This is a genomic window from Cellulomonas sp. NPDC089187, from assembly GCF_040685135.1.
In the GTDB taxonomy this organism is placed as follows: domain Bacteria; phylum Actinomycetota; class Actinomycetes; order Actinomycetales; family Cellulomonadaceae; genus Cellulomonas.
The window spans coordinates 504,926-524,640 of record NZ_JBFBHI010000003.1 but is presented as its reverse complement, the minus strand read 5'-3'; the positions used below and the strand labels follow the sequence as shown (position 1 = coordinate 524,640).

The window sequence follows — 19,715 nt, the reverse complement described above, 5'->3', positions numbered from 1 at the left end:
GTGAGGGGCGGGCGTCGTGTGCTGTCAGACCGCGTTATTGCGACATTTCGGCATGCGATCGCTGCACGAGTGACGTGGCATCTGCACTCAACACCCCTCAAAGAACGCTCAAGAGGTCAGGTTTTTACCACTCTGACCGGTGCCGTGACCCGACGCTGGATTGGTCCTCTCCGCGACCTGTCAGCCACGGAGGGGCGTTGGGTGACGCACGACGCGTCTAGTGCAGATCACCCCCGGACGACCGCCTCCCCACAAGGGCTGCGACGGTCGTGCTGTCGTTCGGGCATCCGCGCCGTCGACTCCTGGGGTGGCGAATCGAGGAGTAGCCATGTCGTTCAGGAATCGTCGAGCCGGTCAGCTCGCGGGGCGGATCACAGCCACCACCGCAGCGCTGACCCTGGCCGTGCTGGGGGGTGGGTCGGCGTCCGCATTGGCGCTCTCCCAGCAGGCCGAGTCCACCCCGCCCATGGTCGCCGCAGGTCAGACCGTGGGGGGGATCACCACGGTGGACGACAGTTACGGCGAGGGACTTGTGATGTCCCAGATCTCCGCGTCCGTGTTGGGCAACGACACCGGTGACGGTCTGAAGATCGTCAGCGTTGTCGGTGCGACCGGGAACGAGACTGGAACAGTCAGCTTCTCCGCGAGCAACATCGGCTACAGCTGGGACCCGACGACCCAGCCGCAGGGTGTCGAGACGTTCATCTACACGGTGCAGGACTCGCACGGTGATACTGCGACAGCCTCCGTCGACTTCCGGCTCTGGGGCCCGATGGTCGCCCCCGACTTCGAGGCGACTATCCCGATGACTCCGTGGGACCAGTCGAGCAGGAACCGAGCGACGTTCGATCTCTGGGGCTCCCCGGAGTTCCAGGCGTTGAAGGACCAGGGCATCCTCCTCGAGGACGACGACTGGATGTTCTCGATTCTGCCCTACGGGGAGACGTCTAACCTCTCCTCCGACGTGGGGGCGCTCAACTTCAACAACCTCAGCAAGTTCACGTTCATCCCGGCTCCGGGGTTCTACGGAACGGCGGTGCTCGAGTACTACGTCCGCGATTACGTCCTCCAGTCGTCCCAGGTCGGCACGGTCACGGTCGAGGTGGTCCCGCCACAGATGGCCACCACCGCCGTGACCACCTTCAACGCGCCGGTCGAGGTCCCGGTTCTCCAGTTCACCGAGGGTGAGAACGTCCGCGTCGACGACACTCTGGTGATCGAAGCCGCCAACGGCACAGTCCAGATCGTCGACGGTGTGCCGGTCTACACCCCGAACCCCGGCTTCTACGGCGTCGACACCTTCACCGTCCGCACCTTCGGTGACAACCCGGGTTGGCCTAACCAGCCGCTGGACATCGTGGTGAGCGTGACGGTGCTCGAGCCGCAGGTCATCAACGACCAGACCCCGTACAACACCCCCAAGACCGTCGACCTGAGTGAGACCGGCACGATCGAGACGACCTCGGTCGACCAGCCGGAGCACGGCACCGTCGAGATTGTCGACGGCCAGGTCATCTACACCCCGACCCCGGGCTACGTCGGTGAGGACTCCTTCGTCGTCGCCGGGTTGGACGAGAACGGCCAGCTCACCTCGGTCACCGTCGAGATCACCGTCGCGCCCCCGGCCGACCAGCAGCTCGACGCTTCTACCCCCTACGAGACCCCGAAGACCATCGACGTCGTCGCCGAGACCGGCGCGTCGTCGGTGACCTCGGTGGGCCAGGGCAGCAACGGCACCGTGGAGATCGTGGACGGCCAGGTCGTCTACACCCCGAATCCGGGCTTCTCCGGTGATGACTCCTTCACTGTCACCGTGGTGGACGAGTACGGCACCCCGATCACCGTGACCGTGGACGTGACCGTGGGCGACCCCCTGGCCGCGTCGGACGAGGTGGCGTACAACACCCCGCAGACCGTCGACGTGCTGGGTCAGACCGGTGCGGAGTCGGTGACCGGCGCGCAGGATGGCGCGAACGGCACGGTGGAGATCGTCGACGGCGAGGTTGTCTACACCCCGAACCCGGGATTCATCGGTGAGGACACCTTCCCGGTGACCGTGATCGGTGAGGACGGCGAGCCGGCCACGGTGATCGTGACCGTGACCGTCGCGGGTCCGGACCCGGTGGAGATCGCGACGACCACCCCGTTCGAGACCCCGAAGACCGTGGACGTGCTGGGTGAGTCCGGTGCGGACACCATCGCCTCGGTTGGTCAGGGTGAGAACGGCACCGCGGAGATCGTGGACGGCCAGGTCGTCTACACCCCGAACCCCGGCTTCATCGGTATTGACGAGTTCGTGGTCACGGTGACCGACGAGTGGGGCAACCCGGTTGAGGTCACTGTTGAGGTCACGGTGGGCAATGTGGTCGAGGCTGCGACCGAGACCGACTACAACACCCCGGTGACCAGCGACCCGGTCGCGGAGACCGACGGTGGCACCATCACTGACACCCGGGACGGCGACAACGGCACCGTCACGGTCAACGAGGACGGCACCGTCACCTACACCCCGAACCCGGGTTTCACCGGCGAGGACCAGTACACGGTGATCGTCACCGATGAGAACGGTGACTCCACCGCCGTGGTCGTGACCGTCACGGTGGGTGAGCCGGAGGATGTGCTGACCAGCGCCGTCACCCCGTGGGAGACCCCGGTGGTCGTGGATGTGCTGGGTGAGTCCGGCGGCACCGGGATCACCGGTGCGGGCCAGGGGGAGAACGGCACGGTCGTCATCAACCCTGACGGCACCGTCACCTACACCCCGAACCCGGGCTTCACCGGCGAGGACGAGTTCACCGTCACCGTCACTGACGAGTACGGCACCCCGGTCGAGGTCGTCGTGACCGTGACCGTGGGCGACTTGCTGGAGCTGTCGGAGGAGGCCCCGTACAACACTCCCAAGGTTGTGGATGTCCCCGGCGAGGTCGGCCAGACCACGGACGGCGAGCACGGCACCGTCACCATCGACGAGGACGGGAACGTCGTCTACACCCCGAACCCCGGGTTTGTCGGCGAGGACCACTTCACCGTGATCGTCACCGATGAGGAGGGCAACCCCACCACGGTGGACGTCACCGTGACGGTGCCCGGGCCGGCCCCGGCCGAGGTCGAGGACCGCACCGACTACAACACCCCGAAGGTGGTCGACGTCCCGGACGGTGTCACCGAGGCGACCGATGGTGACAACGGCACCGTCACGATCAACCCCGACGGCACCGTCACCTACACCCCGAACCCCGGGTTCGTCGGTGAGGACGAGTTCACCGTGATCGTCACCGATGAGTACGGCAACGACCAGGAGATCACCGTCACCGTGACGGTGGATGGTCCGCCGGCGATTGAGGTTGCCGACTCCACTGGGTATGAGACCCCGAAGGTGATCGAGGTGCCGGATGGTGCCACGGGTGTGACTGACGGGAAGAACGGTTCTGTCACGCTGAACCCTGATGGCACGGTGACCTACACCCCGAACCCCGGTTTCTCCGGTGAGGACTCCTTCACGGTGACCGTGGTCGATGAGTTCGGCACCGAGCAGCAGGTCATCGTCACCGTCACGGTGGGCGCTCCGGCCACCGCGGATCTGGCGACCGAGACCCCGTTCGAGACGGCCAAGACCATCGACGTGCTCGGTGAGACCGGTGCGGAGTCGATCTCGTCGGTGACGCAGGGTCAGAACGGGACTGTGACCATTGTGGACGGCAAGGTCGTCTACACCCCGAACCCGGGCTTCTCCGGGACGGACACCTTCACGGTCACGGTGATCAACGCCGATGGCACCCGCACGGTCGTGACCATCACGATGACCGTGGGTGACCCGGCCGCGGCACCCGGCAGTGCTGAGGTCAAGTCCGGGATCCTGGCCACCACCGGGTCCGACGCCGGGCTGCTGGCCCTGGTCGCCGCTGGTGCGGCCGCGCTGGGTGGGGTGCTCACGATGATCACCCGCCGTCGCCGGGCAGCCATGCAGCGCTGATCCACCGCGTGACGTAGTGATGCCCGCTCCCTCTGTTGGGGGGCGGGCATCACACGTCTAGGGGACAAACCACAGGATCGCGACATATCCAGCCGTGTCGTACCCCTCCGTGTACCCCCACTGCACTCAAGCCCCTCTGAGTTCCACTCAACCATGTGGGTGCCTGCCCTCGCCCTCTGGTTACTAGGCCAACACTGGGTCGGTTCCATCCGTGTTTGTCAGCCACGGAGGGGACAACGGGTGACGCACGACGCGTCTGAGTGCAGCTCACCCCCGGACGACGGACCGCTCCATGGGCGGCCCGTCGTGCCGTCGTTGCGCCCTGCGCCGACGACTCCTGGGGTGGCATCTAGAGGAGAAGCCATGTCTTACAGGAATCGTCGAGCCGGTCGGCTCGCGGGACGGGTCACCGCCGTCACCGCGGCGCTGACCCTCGCCGTACTCGGCGCAGGCGCGGCATCCGCGCTCGCCGGAGCGAACACACCATCGGCGGTCCCGCCGGTGGCCGCCGCGGAGACCGTGGGTGGGATCACCACGGTGGACGACTATGGGTACACGTACGTCGGCAAGGGAGCGGGCTTCTACCCCCGGGTCTCTGTGCTCTCCAATGACACGGGCGATGGCCTGACGGTGCTCAGCGTCGTCGGGGCCACCGGGCAGGAGTCGGGGACCGCGACCGTTGTGGGTGGAGCATCCATCTCGTGGACCCCCGCCGACTCCACTGCGGCTCACCACGAGGACTTCATCTACACGGTGCAAGATTCCAGTGGCACCACTGCCACTGGTGTGGTCCATTTCTCGGTCCGCGATATGCCCGTGGCGCTGGATCACGAGATCACGCTTCCGATGCGACTGTGGGACCAGAGCAACTCCGAGGAGGCGACCTGGGTCGAGTACCTCGCCGAGAATCCGCGCTATGTCGCCCTAGCTGAAGCCGGGCAAGCGAGTATCCCCGCCCCGCGCAGCTATTTGTACCAGGCGCTGGATCTGGATATGGCTGTGGGCAGTTTCACGGGATATTACCCAGATGGCTGGGTGTTCCTGGCGGGCCAGGGCGTCTACGGGGATTACACGTTTACCTACCAGATCACAGATACGCTTTTCTCCAACGTTGTGAGCAATGTCGGCACGATCACTGTGCATTTGCTTCCGCCGAGCCTTGAGATGATTGCCGTGACCACTTTTGGCACGCCGATCAAAGTGCCGGTATTGGAGAAGGACGAGACCGGTCTGGGCTGGATCGACAGCATCGTGTCGGACCCCGAGAATGGCGCAGTCGAGATCATCGACGGCGAGACGGTCTATACCCCGCAGCCGGGCTTCTACGGTGTCGACACCTACACCGCTCGCATCAAGGTCCAGTTCGACGGTGTGGACTACATCAGCGTCCTCGACGTCGTCGTGAAGGTCACGGTCCTGGAGCCCCAGGTCATCACCGATCTGGTGGACTACAACACCCCCAAGTCCATTGACCTGGCCTCCACTGGCACCACCGACATCACCAGCTTCGGCCAGGCCGAGCACGGCACGGTCGAGATGGTGAACGGTGAGCTGGTCTACACGCCCACCCCCGGGTATGTCGGCGAGGACTCCTTCGCCGTCTCCGGGCTGGACGCGGATGGACAGCTCACCTCGGTCACCGTCGAGCTCACCGTCGCCCCGCCGGCGGACCAGCAACTGTCGACCAGCACCCCGTTCGAGACCCCGAAGACCATCGATGTCGTCGGTGAGACCGGTGGCACCTCGGTCGGGTCGGTCGGCCAGGGCAGCAACGGGACTGTGACCATCGTGGACGGAGAGGTCGTCTACACCCCGAACCCTGGCTTCTCCGGTGCGGACTCCTTCACCGTCGCGGTGCTGGACGAGTACGGCACCCCGCACACCGTCGTGGTCGACGTGACGGTCGGTGAGGAGATCGCGGCCTCGGCGCAGACTCCGTACGAGACCCCGGTGACCGTCGATGTGCTGGACCAGACCAGCGCCACCGAGCTGACCGGCACCGGCCAGGGCGAAAACGGCACCGCTGAGATCGTTGACGGTCAGTTGGTGTACACCCCGAACCCTGGCTTTGTCGGCGAGGACACCGTGATGGTGACCGTTGTGGACGAGAACGGTGAGACCGTCGAGGTCCCGGTGACCATCACGGTCGCCGGTCCGGAGGCCGTCGAGCTGAACACCAGTACCCCGTACCAGACCCCGAAGACGGTGGACGTGCTGGGTGAGTCCGGCGCGGAGTCCATCGATTCGGTGGGCACGGCGGGTAACGGCACGGTGGAGATCGTGGACGGCGTGGTCGTCTACACGCCGACCCCGGGTTTCTCCGGTGAGGACTCCTTCACTGCGACCGTGCTGGATGAGCACGGCACCCCGGTCGAGGTCATCGTCACGGTGACCGTCGACGAGCCGCTGACCGCTGAGGACACGGTGGACTACAACACCCCCAAGACCATCGACGTGCCGGGTGAGAGTGTCACCGGTGTGGAGGACGGCGCGAACGGCACCGTCACCATCGATGAGGGCGGGAATGTCATCTACACCCCGAACCCGGGGTTCATCGGTGAAGACACCTTCCCGGTGACGGTGATCGGTGAGGACGGCGAGCCCGACACGGTGATTGTCACCGTCACGGTCGCCGGTCCGGACCCGGTGGAGATTTCCACGACGACTCCGTTCGAGACCCCGAAGACCGTTGACGTCCTGGACGAGACCGGCGCGGAGACCATCGCCTCGGTGGGTCAGGGTGAGAACGGCACGGTGGAGATTGTGGACGGCGAGGTCGTCTACACGCCGAACCCGGGCTTCATCGGTGAGGACTCCTTCACCGTGACGGTGACCGACGAGTACGGCAACGACATCGAGGTCACCGTGGATGTCACGGTGGGCGATGTGGTGCACCTGGCGGAGGACACTGACTACAACACCCCGGTGATCAGCGATCCGGTCGCCGAGACCGATGGCGGCACCGTCTCCGAAGTGACCGATGGTGACAACGGCACCGTCACGGTCAACGACGACGGCACCGTTACCTACACCCCGAACCCCGGTTTTGTGGGCGAGGACCACTACACGGTGATCGTGACCGATGACGAGGGCAACTCGACCGCGGTGATCGTGGATGTCACCGTCGCCGGCCCCGAGGATGGGACCGCTGAGGCGGGCACCGACTACAACACCCCGGTCGAGGTCGACGTCACCGAGAACGACGGCGACACCGTGACCGGTGCGACCGATGGTGACAACGGCACCGTCACGACCAACCCCGACGGCACTGTCACCTACACCCCGAACCCCGGGTTCGTCGGTGAGGACGAGTTCACCGTGACCATCACCGACGAGTTCGGCAACGAGCACGACGTCACCGTCACCGTGACGGTGGACGGTCCGCCCGCCACGGAGGTCACTGACTCCACCGGGTACGAGACGCCGAAGGACATCGACGTGATCGGTGACTCCGGTGACACCATCTCGGGCACAGGTCAGGGCGAGAACGGGTCGGTCACGATCAACCCCGATGGCACGGTGACCTACACCCCGAACCTCGGCTTCTCCGGTGAGGACTCCTTCACCGTGACCGTGGTCGACGAGTTCGGCACCGAGCGCAAGGTCATCGTCACGGTGACCGTGAGTGACCCGGCCCGGGTGGACCTGGCGTCGGAGACCCCGTTCGAGACCTCGAAGTCGATCGACGTCCTCGGTGAGACCGGTGCGGAGTCGATTTCGTCGGTGACGCAGGGTCAGAACGGGACTGTGACCATCGTGGACGGCAAGGTCGTCTACACCCCGAACCCGGGCTTCTCGGGGACGGACACGTTCACGGTCACGGTGATCAACGCGGACGGCACCCGGACGGTCGTGACCATCACGATGACTGTCGGTGACCCGGCCGTGGCCCCCGGCGACACCGGTAACGGTGGTCAGGGCGTCCGGACCGGCGTGCTGGCGATCACCGGTTCCGACGCGGGCTTGCTCGGGCTGATCGGCGCGGGTGTCGCGGCGTTGGGTGTCGCGTTGACGATGGCGACCCGTCGCCGTCGGGGGTCGGTCCAGGACTGATTCTCGACTCCTCAACCGGGCCGGGACCCCACTGCGGTGGGGTCCCGGCCCGGTGTCGTCTCTACGCATAGAGAAGGTGATGGGCCTGGACGCGCCCCCGATGATGGATCGTTTGCACTCAACATCCACTCATTTGCACTCAAGCCGCACGCTGTTCGCCCGCAACTTCTCGGTGTGCGCTCAACGATTGAACCGCCCGTCGCGCGTGATCACACCACCGACGGGGCTCGGGGCATGCGTCCGCGCCGGGCCACGCAGTCCGCGCGCCCTGCCGCGGCAGCCCATCTGGGGGATCCACCGTTGAGGAGTACGTCATGTCGTTCATGAATCGTCGAGCCGGTCGGCTCGTGGGGCGGTCCACAGCCGTCGCCGCGACGCTGGCCCTGACCGTGCTGGGCGGTGGTGCCGCCTCAGCCGTCGCCGGCGCGGGTCGCTCGGCAGTGATGGCTCAGTCTCCGGTGGTCCCCGCAGGGGAAACGGTTGGCGGCATCACGACCGTTGACGACACGGTGATCCGGAAGGCGTCCAGCACGGGTTCGCAAATCATCAGGGTGCTGGACAATGACACCGGTGCATCGCTGAGCCTCGTCAGTGTGGTCGGAGCGACGGGAGCCGAGAAGGGCAGCGTGTCGATCCAGGGCTCGTGGATCAGCTACGTGGGAGTGGAGGGATTCGTCGGCGTCGACGAGTTCATCTACACCGTGCAGGACAGCGGCGGGCAGACTGCCACTGGACGTCTCCGGGTGCTGAACCGACCCCCAGCCCCGGCGCCTGACCTCGAGGCCACTGTCGAGATGACTCCGTGGAATGGCACTCCCCCCGACGGGATGTATACCTGGACGCAGGCGCTCATCGAGACTCCCGAGTGGTCGGAACTGGCGGCGGAGGGCCTGCTCGCGGACTCTCCGGTCCTCTGGTGGCAGAACGATCAGGGCTCCCCGACATCCAGCCTCGTTGGGGACTTCGGCGTCGTCGCTGTGACCGCCGACTCCAATCTTGAAGGCAAGTCCCTGGTCTTCGCCGGTGCCCCGGGTTGGTACGGGACGGTCACGCTCCAGTACCAGGTCGTGTCGACTGGGGAGACGTCGGTCGGCACGGTGACCCTGCACGTCGTCCCCCCGCGGGCGACTGCTACTGCCGTCACCACGTTCGGCACTCCGGTTCGTGTTCCGGTGCTCGACGAGCTCGATACCGAGGGGTGGATCGACAGCCTTCAGGCAGCGCCCAGCCACGGCAGCGTCGTGCTGGAGGAAGGCCCGTCGGGCGAGGCTGTCTACACCCCGGAGCCTGGATTCGTGGGTGTGGACACCTTCACGGTTCGGCTGCTGACCGATGGTGAGTTCTCCGACTACACCCAGCCCCTCGACGTCGTCGTCACCGTCACCGTCAAGGAGCCGATGCTCACCTCCGACCAGACCGCGTACAACACCGCCAAGACGGTCGATGTCCTCGCCAGCACGGGTCTGGAGTCGTTGTCCAGCATTGCCGCGACTGTGAACGGCACGGCTGAGATCGTGGACGGCAAGGTCGTCTACACCCCGAACCCCGGCTTCGTCGGTGAGGACACCGTCACCGTGATGGGCCTGGACGCCGATGGGGCCATCGTCCCCGTGATCGTCACGATCACGGTGGGTGCTCCGGACTCGATCGAGCTGGCCGCTGCCACCCCGTTCGAGACCCCGGTCGCGGTCGATGTCGTCACGGACGCCGGCGTAGAGTCCGTGAACTCGGTGGGTCAGGGCGCGAACGGTACCGTCGCGATCGTCGACGGCGAGGTCGTCTATACCCCGAACCCGGGCTTCTTCGGCGAGGACGAGTTCACGGTGACCGGGCTGGACGAGTTCGGCACCCCGGTTGAGGTCGTGGTCTCGGTCACGGTGGGTGCTCCGTTCGAGGTCGCCACCGACACCGACTACAACACCCCGGTCGACGTCGATGTGCTCGGCGAGTCCGGTGGCACGGAGATCACCGGTGCCGGCCAGGCCGACAACGGCACAGTGACGGTGAACCCGGACGGCACGGTGACCTACACCCCGAACCCCGGCTTCGTCGGTGAGGACTCCTACCCGGTGAGCGTCATCGACGAGGACGGCAACCCTGCGACGGTCATCGTGACCGTGACGGTCGCCGGCCCGGAGCCGGTTGACGTGGCCACCTCGACCCCGTTCGAGACCCCGGTGAGTGTGGATGTGCTGGGTGAGACCGGCGCGGAGTCCATCACCTCGGTCGGCCAGCCGGAGAACGGCACGGCCGAGATCGTGGACGGTGAGGTCGTCTACACCCCGAACCCCGGGTTTGTCGGCGTCGATGAGGTCACCGTGACGGTGACCGACGAGTACGGCAACGACGTGCAGGTCACCATTGAGGTGACCGTGGGCGACGTCGTCAAGCTCGCCACCGAGACCGACTACAACACCCCGGTGATCGTGGACCCGGTCGCTGAGACCGATGGTGGCACCGTCTCCGAGGTGACTGATGGTGACAACGGCACCGTCACGATCAACGATGACGGCACCGTGACCTACACCCCCAACCCGGGCTTTGTCGGCGAGGACCAGTTCACGGTGATCGTGACCGATGAGAACGGCGACTCCACTGCCGTGGTCGTGGATGTCACCGTCGGCGGGCCCGAGGACACCACGGTGGACGCGGGCACGGACTACAACACCCCGGTCGAGGTCGACGTCACCGAGAACGACGGCGACACCGTGACCGGTGCGACCGATGGTGACAACGGCACCGTCACGGTCAACCCCGACGGCACCGTGACCTACACCCCGAACCCCGGGTTCGTGGGCGATGACGAGTTCACCGTGACGGTCACCGACGAGTTCGGCAACGAGCACGACGTCACCGTCACCGTCACGGTGGATGGTCCGCCGGCCATCGAGATCGCCGACTCCACCGGGTACGAGACCCCGAAGGTGATCGAGGTGCCGGACGGCGCCACCGATGTCACCAATGGCAACAACGGCACGGTCACCCTCAACCCCGATGGCACCGTGACGTACACCCCGAACCCCGGGTTCTCCGGTGAGGACTCCTTTACGGTGACCGTGGTCGACGAGTTCGGCACCGAGCGCGAGGTCGTCGTGACGGTGACCGTGGGTGACCCGGCCCGGGTGGACCTGGCGTCGGAGACCCCGTTCGAGACGTCGAAGACCATCGACATTCTCGGTGAGACCGGTGCGGAGTCGATCTCGTCGGTGACGCAGGGTCAGAACGGGACTGTGACCATTGTGGACGGCAAGGTCGTCTACACCCCGAACCCGGGCTTCTCCGGGACGGACACCTTCACCGTCACCGTGATCAACGCGGACGGCACCCGCACGGTCGTGACCATCACGATGACCGTGGGTGACCCGGCGGCGGCACCCGGCGACACCGGCAACGGTGCGGGCAGCCGTGTGCTGGCTGTGACCGGCTCGCCTGCCGGTATCACGGTGCTGCTGGCGCTGGCCGCCGGTCTGGTGGGTGCGGTGCTGGTCGCGCTGCGTCGGCGGGGGACCGCGCGCGACTGAGTGACATGGCGGTCTGACCGCTGACCCGACGAACGGGCCGGGACTCCCTACGGAGTCCCGGCCCGTTCTTGTTGTGCGCACACCCCGGGGTTTGAGTTTCGAAGCCAAACACAATCACCCGACCGGAGTGCACAAGTCGCCCGATCCGGCCACGGGTCCGTGAACCGAGACACCTGCTCTGATCTGCAGTGATGCACCCTTCCGCACGATTAAGTGGCTTGTTACCCATCTGCAACCTCTGCCCCCTCGGCTTTGGCTTGACTTCTTGAAGTCAAGCCCCGAGAGTTTCTGCGTGCCCGGCACCGACGCCTGGAGGTGCACCGGAGACGGCCCGACGACGGTCCGCCCCGGCTCAGGGGGAATGAGCGATGACGACGAGGTCAGCACCCCTCTCAAGGAGGAGAAGGACATGAAGAGCATCAGGTTCGCGGCTGTGGCGGGGGTTCTCGCCCTCGGCCTGGCCGCATGCTCCGGCGGCGGCGCCGGCAGTGACAGCGGCTCCGGCGGTGGCGAGAGCGCCGACCCGAGCGAGCAGACCATCGGTGTGGCGATGCCCACCGAGACCTCCGAGCGGTGGATCGCCGACGGCAATGCCGTGAAGAGCCAGCTCGAGGACGCGGGCTACAACGTCGACCTGCAGTACGCGGCGGATGACATCCCGACCCAGTCCCAGCAGATCGACCAGATGATCACCAAGGGCGTCGACCTGCTGATCGTCGCGTCCATCGACGGCACCGCACTGGCCAACCAGTTGCAGGCCGCCGCCGACGCCAACATCCCGGTGATTGCCTACGACCGCCTGATCAACGGCACCGAGAACGTCGACTTCTACGTCACCTTCGACAACTACAACGTCGGCGTGCAGCAGGCCACCTCGCTGCTGGTCGGCCTGGGCCTGCTCAACGCGGACGGCTCCGAGGGCACCGCCACCGGTCCGTTCAACGTCGAGCTGTTTGCCGGGTCGCTGGACGACAACAACGCGCACTTCTTCTTCCAGGGCGCGATGGACACCCTCCAGCCGTTCATCGACGACGGGACCATCGTGATCAAGTCCGGTCAGACGGACATCGAGCAGGTCGCCACCCTGCGCTGGTTGCAGGAGACCGCTCAGAAGCGCATGGAGGACCTGCTGACCTCCACCTACTCCGACGGCACCAAGGTCGACGGCGTGCTGTCGCCCTACGACGGCATCTCCCGCGGCATCATCACCGCGCTGCAGAACGCCGGTTACGGCGACTCCATTGAGGCCGGTCTGCCCATCGTCACCGGTCAGGACGCCGAGATCGCCTCGGTGAAGCTGATCAACGATGGCGTGCAGTTCTCCACCATCTTCAAGGACACCCGCAAGCTCGCCGAGCAGGCCGTCACCACCGCCAAGGCGTACCTGGCCGGTGAGGAGCCCGAGGCGAACGACACCGAGACCTACGACAACGGCGTGAAGGTCGTCCCGTCGTACCTGCTCGAGTCGGACATCGTCTACCAGGACAACATCCAGTCGCTGCTCATCGACTCGGGGTACTGGACCGAGGACCAGGTCGCCAGCGGCCAGGCCTGATCCATCTGAACACCCTGCTCCCGGGGTCGGTGCGAACCGGCCCCGGGGGCGTCCCCCACGCATGAGGAACGAGGACGGCTGCATGAGCGACCACATCCTTCAGATGCAGTCCATCACCAAGACCTTCCCGGGCGTCAAGGCCCTGCAGGACGTGAACCTGAACGTCCGCCGCGGCGAGATCCACGCGATCTGCGGTGAGAACGGTGCCGGGAAGTCGACCCTGATGAAGGTGCTCTCCGGGGTGTACCCGCACGGCACCTACGACGGCGACATCGTCTTCGACGGAGAGAAGGTCGAGTTCGGCTCGATCAACGACTCCGAGGACAAGGGCATCGTGATCATCCACCAGGAGCTCGCCCTGGTGCCCTACCTGTCGGTGGCCGAGAACATCTTCCTGGGCAATGAGCGCCAGGCCGGCGGGATCATCGACTGGAACAAGGCCAACTCGGAGGCCGCCCAGCTGCTGGCCCGGGTCGGTCTGGACGAGAACCCGACGACTCCCATCGGCCAGCTTGGCGTTGGTAAGCAGCAACTGGTGGAGATCGCCAAGGCGCTGTCCAAGAAGGTCAAGCTGCTGATCCTGGACGAGCCGACCTCGGCGTTGAACGACTCCGACTCCGAGCATCTGCTCGACCTGCTGCGGCACCTGCGCGGGCAGGGCATCACCTCGATCATGATCTCGCACAAGCTGAACGAGATCGCCGACATCGCGGACTCCACCACGATCATCCGCGACGGTCGCACCATCGAGACCCTGGACATGCAGGCCGACCAGGTCACCCAGGAGCGGATCATCCGCGGGATGGTCGGACGTGACCTGGACAGCCGGTTCCCGGACCACACGCCCACCATCGGCGAGGAGGTGTTCCGGGTCGAGGACTGGCACGTCGAACACCCCACTCAGCCGGGCCGGGTCGTGGTCGACGGGGCGAACTTCGCGGTCCGAGCCGGGGAGATCGTCGGCATCGCCGGGCTGATGGGTGCCGGGCGCACCGAGCTGGCGATGAGCGTCTTCGGGCGCTCCTACGGTCGCAACGTCTCCGGCAAGGTCTTCCTGCACGGCAAGGAGATCAACACCCGGACCGTCACCGAGGCCATCTCCCACGGCATCGCCTACGCCACGGAGGACCGCAAGACCTACGGCCTCAACCTCATCGAGGACATTCGCCGCAACATCTCCGCCGCCGCACTGAAGAAGATGTCGCGCGGTGGCTGGGTGAACGGCAACGAGGAGATCAAGGTTGCCGAGGACTACCGGCGGTCGATGAACATCAAGGCCCCGACCGTCATGGCGCTGACCGGCAAACTCTCCGGCGGCAACCAGCAGAAGGTCGTGCTGTCCAAGTGGATCTACACCGATCCCGAGGTGCTGATCCTGGACGAGCCGACCCGCGGCATCGACGTCGGTGCCAAGTACGAGATCTACACGATCATCAACAAGCTCGCGGATGCCGGAAAGGCCGTCGTGGTCATTTCATCCGAGCTGCCTGAACTGCTCGGCATCTGCGACCGCATCTACACCCTCGCATTCGGCCGGATCACCGGAATGAAGGACCGGCACGAGGCGACACAGGAAGGGCTGATGGAGCTCATGACGCTCGAACGCGACCACTCGAAGGGGGCTGTCCAGTGACGGCAGTGACCGGGCTGCGGGACATCTTCACCAAGAACCTGCGCCAGAGCGGCATCTACATCGCGTTCGTCGCGATCATCGTCCTGTTCGCGATCCTGACCGGCGGCACCCTGTTGCAGCCGGGCAACATCACCAACATCGTCCTGCAGTACTCCTACATCCTGATCCTCGCCATCGGCATGGTCATCGTGATCATCGGCGGGCACATCGACCTGTCCGTGGGATCGGTGGTCGCACTGACCGGCGCGGTCTCCGCGGTGCTGGTGATCAAGAACGGCAACCCGTGGTGGGTCGGCATCCTCGCCGCACTGGCGGTCGGTCTGCTGGTCGGCGCCTGGCAGGGGTTCTGGGTGGCCTACGTCGGGATCCCGGCGTTCATCGTCACCCTGGCCGGCATGCTGCTGTTCCGCGGCCTCACCTATGAGGTGTTGGACAACATCTCGCTGTCGCCGTTCCCCGGCACGTACCAGAAGGTGGCCGGTGGATTCCTGAACGGGCTGTTCGGCGGCGACGGGTATGACGTTTTCACGCTGGTGATCGCCGCCGTCGCGGTGGTGGGCTACGCGGTGGCGTCCTACCGCTCGCGGATGGGCCGGGTGCGCTACCAGCAGTCCGTCGAGGCAATGCCACTGTTCATCGCCAAGATCGTCGCGGTGGCCGTCGTCGTGATGCTCTTCGCCTGGCAGCTGGCGCACTCGCGCGGCCTGCCGATCGTGCTGATCATCCTCGCGGTGCTGATCCTGGCCTACAACCTGGTCACCAACCGGACGGTCTTCGGTCGGCACGTGTACGCCATCGGCGGCAACCTCAACGCCGCGCAGCTGTCCGGTGTGAAGGTCAAGCAGGTCAACTTCTGGATCTTCGTCAACATGGGCTTCCTCGCCTCGGTCGCGGGTGTCATCTACTCCTCGCGGTCCAACGGTGCCCAGCCCGGTGCGGGCAACATGTTCGAGCTCGACGCCATCGCCGCCTGCTTCATCGGTGGCGCGTCGACCACCGGCGGTGTCGGCCGGGTCACCGGTGCGATGGTCGGTGGTCTGATCATGGCCGTGATGTCCAACGGCATGCAGCTGATGGGTGTCCCGCAGTCGACGCAGCAGATTGTCAAGGGTCTGGTGCTGCTGCTGGCCGTGGCCTTCGACATCTACAACAAGCGCCGCGCAGGCACCCGCTGACGCCTCCCGCCACGCAGGCCCGGGCCCTCCCGCACAGGGTCCGGGCCTGCGCGCGTCTGTGCCCGCACCGAGTGCCGGGGTGCCGCGCTCTTCCCGGCCCGCGAATTGCGCTTCTGCCCGCACTCGAAGCGTCCGCGCCGTCCGCGCCCCGAGCCTGTGCTCGCCCGCGCCTCCACGTCCACGTCCGCACATGCACTCGCACCCGCTGGGCCCGGGCCGTCCGGTCTGCGCCGATGGGTCACTTTCTGAGCCCGATATTGCCTGAATCGCCTCAGAAGGTGACCCATCGGCGTGCAGGCGCGGGCTGGGTTCGCTCGGATACGGGCCGGACAGCTGGGGGGCGAGAGCCGCAGGGTTGCGCGACCGCCGCAGCGGGCTCAGCGGGCGAGCAGGTCTGCCAGTGCCCAGTCCCGGGCGAGCAGCAGGGCACCGCGCGCGGGGGCGGCAGGTCCCAGCTCGCCCGCGACCACGTCCACGACCGCGCCGGAGGTGACGGCGGTGCGCTCGGCCAACACTTCGCGCAGGGGATCGAGCAGCAGGTCGCCTGCCCGGGACAGGGTGCCGCCGACCACCAGCACATCCGGGTCGAGCACCGCGCAAACCGAGGCCATCGCGGTGCCGAGGTGCCGTCCCACATCGGAGAGCACCCGGCGGCAGCCCGGGTCGCCGAGCACCGCCCGGTCCAGCACCTCATCGATACTCAGCGGACCGTGGCTGGCGGTGAGCAGTCCGGTGACCGCATCCGATCCGGCGTAGACCTGGAGGCAGCCGCGGTTGCCGCAGGAGCACACCGGTCCGAGCGGGTCGATGGTCAGATGCCCGAGTTCCCCGGCTGTGCCGGTGCGGCCGTGCACCAGTTCCCCGTCGTGGACGATGCCGCCGGAGACTCCCTGGGACAGCGACACCTGCACGACGGTGCCCCGTCCGCGCCCGGCACCGAGGCGCGCCTCCGCCAGCGCCGACAGGTTGCCCTCGTTGTCGAAGATCACCGTCCCGGGTGCAATCAGATCGGGCTGCGCAACCACCTCACCCCAGCCGTCGCGCACACCGGCCCCACCGACCCGGCCAGTGCGGACCTCCACCGGTGCTGGCACCCCGACGGCGACGGTGAGCAGATCCTCCGGTGTCACGCCCGCGGCGTCGAGCAGCCCGGCGAGCAGGTCCCGGGCGGCGGTGACGGCGCGCTCAGCATGGCGACCGTCCGGCAGGGGTGCCTGCGCCTCGATCACCGCGCGGCCATCCCCGGGGTCCAGCAGCACCCGAGCCTCGTCCAGGTAGCAGTGGATGCCGACCAGTGGCCCGCCGGGCCCGATCAGGGTCACCGCGCGGGCCCGTCGACCGGTGCGCACCACATCCCGCACCCGGACCAGCCCGTCGTCGAGCAGTCCGGCGACCACGGTGGACACGGTGCCCGCGGTCAGCCCGGTGGTCGCGGCGATCTCCACCTGGGTCAGCTCACCGGCGTGCCGGAGGGCGGTCAGCACGGACACCCGACTGCGCGGGGCAGGTGCGCTCACGGCCGGGCCGCGAACCTCTCCAGCAGGTCCGCGTGCCCGGAGACCACCAGCAGGTCATTCGCAGAGATCCGCGTCTCCGGGGTGGCGTACACGAAGTCGATCCCGGGGCTCTTCACGCCGATCACGGTGACGCCGTAGCGCTCACGGATCCGGGACTGGGCGATGGTGAAGCCCTGCGTCTCGCGCGGCGGGCGCATCTTGACCACGGTGAACCCGTCCTCGACCTCGATGTAGTCGAGCATCTTCCCGGACACCAGGTGCGCGACCCGCGAGCCCGCGTCGGCCTCGGGCAGCACCACGTGGTGGGCGCCGATCCGTTGCAGGATGCGGGCGTGTTCGGCGCTGATCGCCTTGGACCAGATCTGCGGGGTGCCGATGTCGACCAGGTTCCCGGTGATCAGCACCGACGCCTCCAGGTACGACCCGACCCCGACCACCGCCACTGAGAAGTCCCGTGCGCCGAGCTGTTCCAGCGCCTCCGGGTTGGCGGCATCCGCCTCGACCAGCGGAATGCGTCCGGACCACTGCGCCACGAGCTCGGGGTCGCGCTCGACCGCCAGCACATCCTGTCCGAGGCGGTCGAGGGTCGCGGCGATGGCGCTGCCGAACCGGCCCAGGCCGATCACCAGCACACCGGAGTCACGCCGAGACTCCTTGCGCTTGCGCTCCTGCCGGTCCAGCGGACGGCCGAAGGTGCGCTGGTGCGCGGCCTCCTCCTCCGCGGGGCCATGACCGCCGAGCGGGCCGGACTCGGTGTGAGGCGACTCGGAGCGCTCACCGAAGGGCCCGCGGCCCCCGAACGGTCCGCGGGCGTCGCGTGGCTCACGGCCAGGACCGCCCCCGTCGCCCGACCGGGGCTGGCGCGGGTCCGCGATCGGGGGCATCCCGCCCCGCGTGGTGTCATCCAATGATCGGCCTTTCCTCCGGCAGCCGGATGACCCGACGACGACTGCGCAGCGCGAGCGCGGCGGCCAGCGTCATCGTGCCGGTCCGGCCGATGAACATCAGAACGGTGAGCACGTATTTGCCCGCGTCAGGCAGGGTCGGGGTCAGCCCGGTGGACAGTCCGCAGGTGGCGAAGGCCGAGATCACCTCGAACAGCACCACATCCAGCGTCTCGTTCGGGACGATCGCGAGCAGCAGCAGCGAGGCGGTCAACACGATGGTCGCGGACACCAGGGACACCGCGATGGCCACCTGCAACGCCTCGCGCGGGATGCGCCGACCGTGGGCCTCGACGTCCTTGTCACCGCGGGCCTCGGCGCGGATCGCCAGCAGCATCACCGCCAGCGTCGTCACCTTGATCCCACCCGCGGTGGATGCCGACCCGCCGCCGACGAACATCAGCGCGTCGTTCAGCAACCAGGTGCTCTCATGCATCTGCGTGATGTCGACGGTGGCGAACCCGCCCGAGCGCGGCATCACCCCGGCGAACAGTGAGGCGAGCAGGGTCTCGTTCCAGTCCATCCCGCGCAGGGTGCCGGGGTTGGTCCACTCGAAGGCGGCGACCATGACGGTGCCGAACAGCACCAGGCCGATGCTGGTGGTGATGGTGAGCTTGGCGTGCAGGCTCCACCGGCGCGGACGGCGCAGGTGCTTGGCGACATTGAGGATCACCGGGAAGCCGAGCGAGCCGATGAACACCCCGATGATGATCGGCAGCAGCATCCACCAGTCGCCGGAGAATGGCAGCAGCCCCTCGGCGGTGGGCACGAACCCGGCGTTGTTGAACGCGGAGACGGCGTAGAAGAACCCATGCCAGACCGCCTCGCCCCAGGAATCGCCGACAATCCGCAGCCGGGGCACCAGGATCAGCGCGATCATCACCTCCAGCAGAGTGGAGGTCACGATGACGGTCCGCAGCAGGGAGCCGACCTCGCCCAGCCGGGTGGTCTTGGTCTCGGAGGTCACGAGCAGCCGCTGGGTCAGGCCGATCCGTCGGGAGACCGCCAACCCGAGGATCGAGGCCAGGGTCATCACCCCCAGACCGCCGATCTTGATCCCGATCAGGATCACCGCATGCCCGGCGGTGGACCAGTAGGTGCCGGTGTCGACTGTGACCAGCCCGGTGACGCAGACCGAGGACGTGGCGGTGAACAGCGCGTCGACAAAGGGTGCTCGCTGGCCGGACGCGGTGGCCCAGGGCATGGACAGCAGTCCGGTGATCAGCGCGATCACCGCGGCGAACACGCCGATGGCCAGCCGGGCCGGTGACTGACGGGCCAGGCGGTCGACCAGTTCGCGACCGGTCCACAGCACACCGGGCAGACCCCGTGCCATCAGCCCTC

General features: G+C 67.0%; 9 protein-coding genes. 6 read left to right on the top strand and 3 right to left on the bottom strand.

The window, feature by feature from the left end; translation table 11 throughout:
• Nucleotides 1-328: 328 nt before the first annotated feature.
• From AB0N78_RS10710 to mmsB, 6 genes are all read left to right on the top strand, one after another.
• Nucleotides 329-3,973 carry an Ig-like domain-containing protein gene (locus AB0N78_RS10710; RefSeq protein WP_363389574.1) on the top strand — a complete coding sequence of 1,215 codons (3,645 nt, stop codon included), beginning with the start codon at nt 329-331 and terminating at the stop codon, nt 3,971-3,973.
• A 363-nt stretch (nt 3,974-4,336) separates the two neighbouring features.
• Complete coding sequence (locus AB0N78_RS10705) at nt 4,337-8,026, top strand: Ig-like domain-containing protein (RefSeq protein ID WP_363389571.1); 3,690 nt, start codon at nt 4,337-4,339, stop codon at nt 8,024-8,026.
• A 314-nt stretch (nt 8,027-8,340) separates the two neighbouring features.
• The gene (locus tag AB0N78_RS10700) at nt 8,341-11,547 is read left to right on the top strand and encodes an Ig-like domain-containing protein (RefSeq protein ID WP_363389568.1); all 3,207 of its coding nucleotides are present in this window, start codon (nt 8,341-8,343) and stop codon (nt 11,545-11,547) included.
• 409 nt (nt 11,548-11,956) lie between these two features.
• On the top strand, nt 11,957-13,102 hold the full coding sequence (chvE, locus tag AB0N78_RS10695; RefSeq protein ID WP_363389565.1) for a multiple monosaccharide ABC transporter substrate-binding protein: 1,146 nt from the start codon (nt 11,957-11,959) through the stop codon (nt 13,100-13,102).
• A gap of 82 nt (nt 13,103-13,184) precedes the next feature.
• Nucleotides 13,185-14,735 carry a multiple monosaccharide ABC transporter ATP-binding protein gene (gene mmsA, locus AB0N78_RS10690; protein ID WP_363389562.1) on the top strand — a complete coding sequence of 517 codons (1,551 nt, stop codon included), beginning with the start codon at nt 13,185-13,187 and terminating at the stop codon, nt 14,733-14,735.
• On the top strand, nt 14,732-15,910 hold the full coding sequence (gene mmsB / locus AB0N78_RS10685; protein ID WP_363389559.1) for a multiple monosaccharide ABC transporter permease: 1,179 nt from the start codon (nt 14,732-14,734) through the stop codon (nt 15,908-15,910). Before mmsA ends, mmsB begins: the two co-directional genes overlap by 4 nt.
• A gap of 377 nt (nt 15,911-16,287) precedes the next feature.
• On the opposite strand, the gene AB0N78_RS10680 is transcribed toward mmsB, so the two are convergent.
• The 3 genes from AB0N78_RS10680 to AB0N78_RS10670 form a co-directional block, all read right to left on the bottom strand.
• On the bottom strand, nt 16,288-17,427 hold the full coding sequence (locus tag AB0N78_RS10680; protein WP_363389556.1) for an ROK family transcriptional regulator: 1,140 nt from the start codon (nt 17,425-17,427) through the stop codon (nt 16,288-16,290).
• A complete protein-coding gene (locus AB0N78_RS10675; RefSeq protein WP_363389904.1) occupies nt 17,424-18,107 on the bottom strand; it encodes a TrkA family potassium uptake protein in 684 nt (227 codons plus the stop codon). The genes AB0N78_RS10680 and AB0N78_RS10675 overlap by 4 nt, the downstream gene beginning before the upstream one ends.
• Before the next feature lie 220 nt (nt 18,108-18,327).
• Nucleotides 18,328-19,707: a potassium transporter TrkG gene (locus AB0N78_RS10670; RefSeq protein ID WP_363389553.1), complete on the bottom strand. Its 1,380-nt coding sequence runs from the start codon at nt 19,705-19,707 to the stop codon at nt 18,328-18,330.
• Between the last annotated feature and the right edge of the window lie 8 nt (nt 19,708-19,715).

Bases quoted from the DNA above. Each gene is read 5' to 3' on its own strand.
- AB0N78_RS10710 (WP_363389574.1), top strand. From the start codon at position 329: ATGTCGTTCAGGAATCGTCGAGCCGGTCAGCTCGCGGGGCGGATCACA.
- AB0N78_RS10705 (WP_363389571.1), top strand. From the start codon at position 4,337: ATGTCTTACAGGAATCGTCGAGCCGGTCGGCTCGCGGGACGGGTCACC.
- AB0N78_RS10700 (WP_363389568.1), top strand. From the start codon at position 8,341: ATGTCGTTCATGAATCGTCGAGCCGGTCGGCTCGTGGGGCGGTCCACA.
- chvE (WP_363389565.1), top strand. From the start codon at position 11,957: ATGAAGAGCATCAGGTTCGCGGCTGTGGCGGGGGTTCTCGCCCTCGGC.
- mmsA (WP_363389562.1), top strand. From the start codon at position 13,185: ATGAGCGACCACATCCTTCAGATGCAGTCCATCACCAAGACCTTCCCG.
- AB0N78_RS10670 (WP_363389553.1), bottom strand. From the start codon at position 19,707: ATGGCACGGGGTCTGCCCGGTGTGCTGTGGACCGGTCGCGAACTGGTC.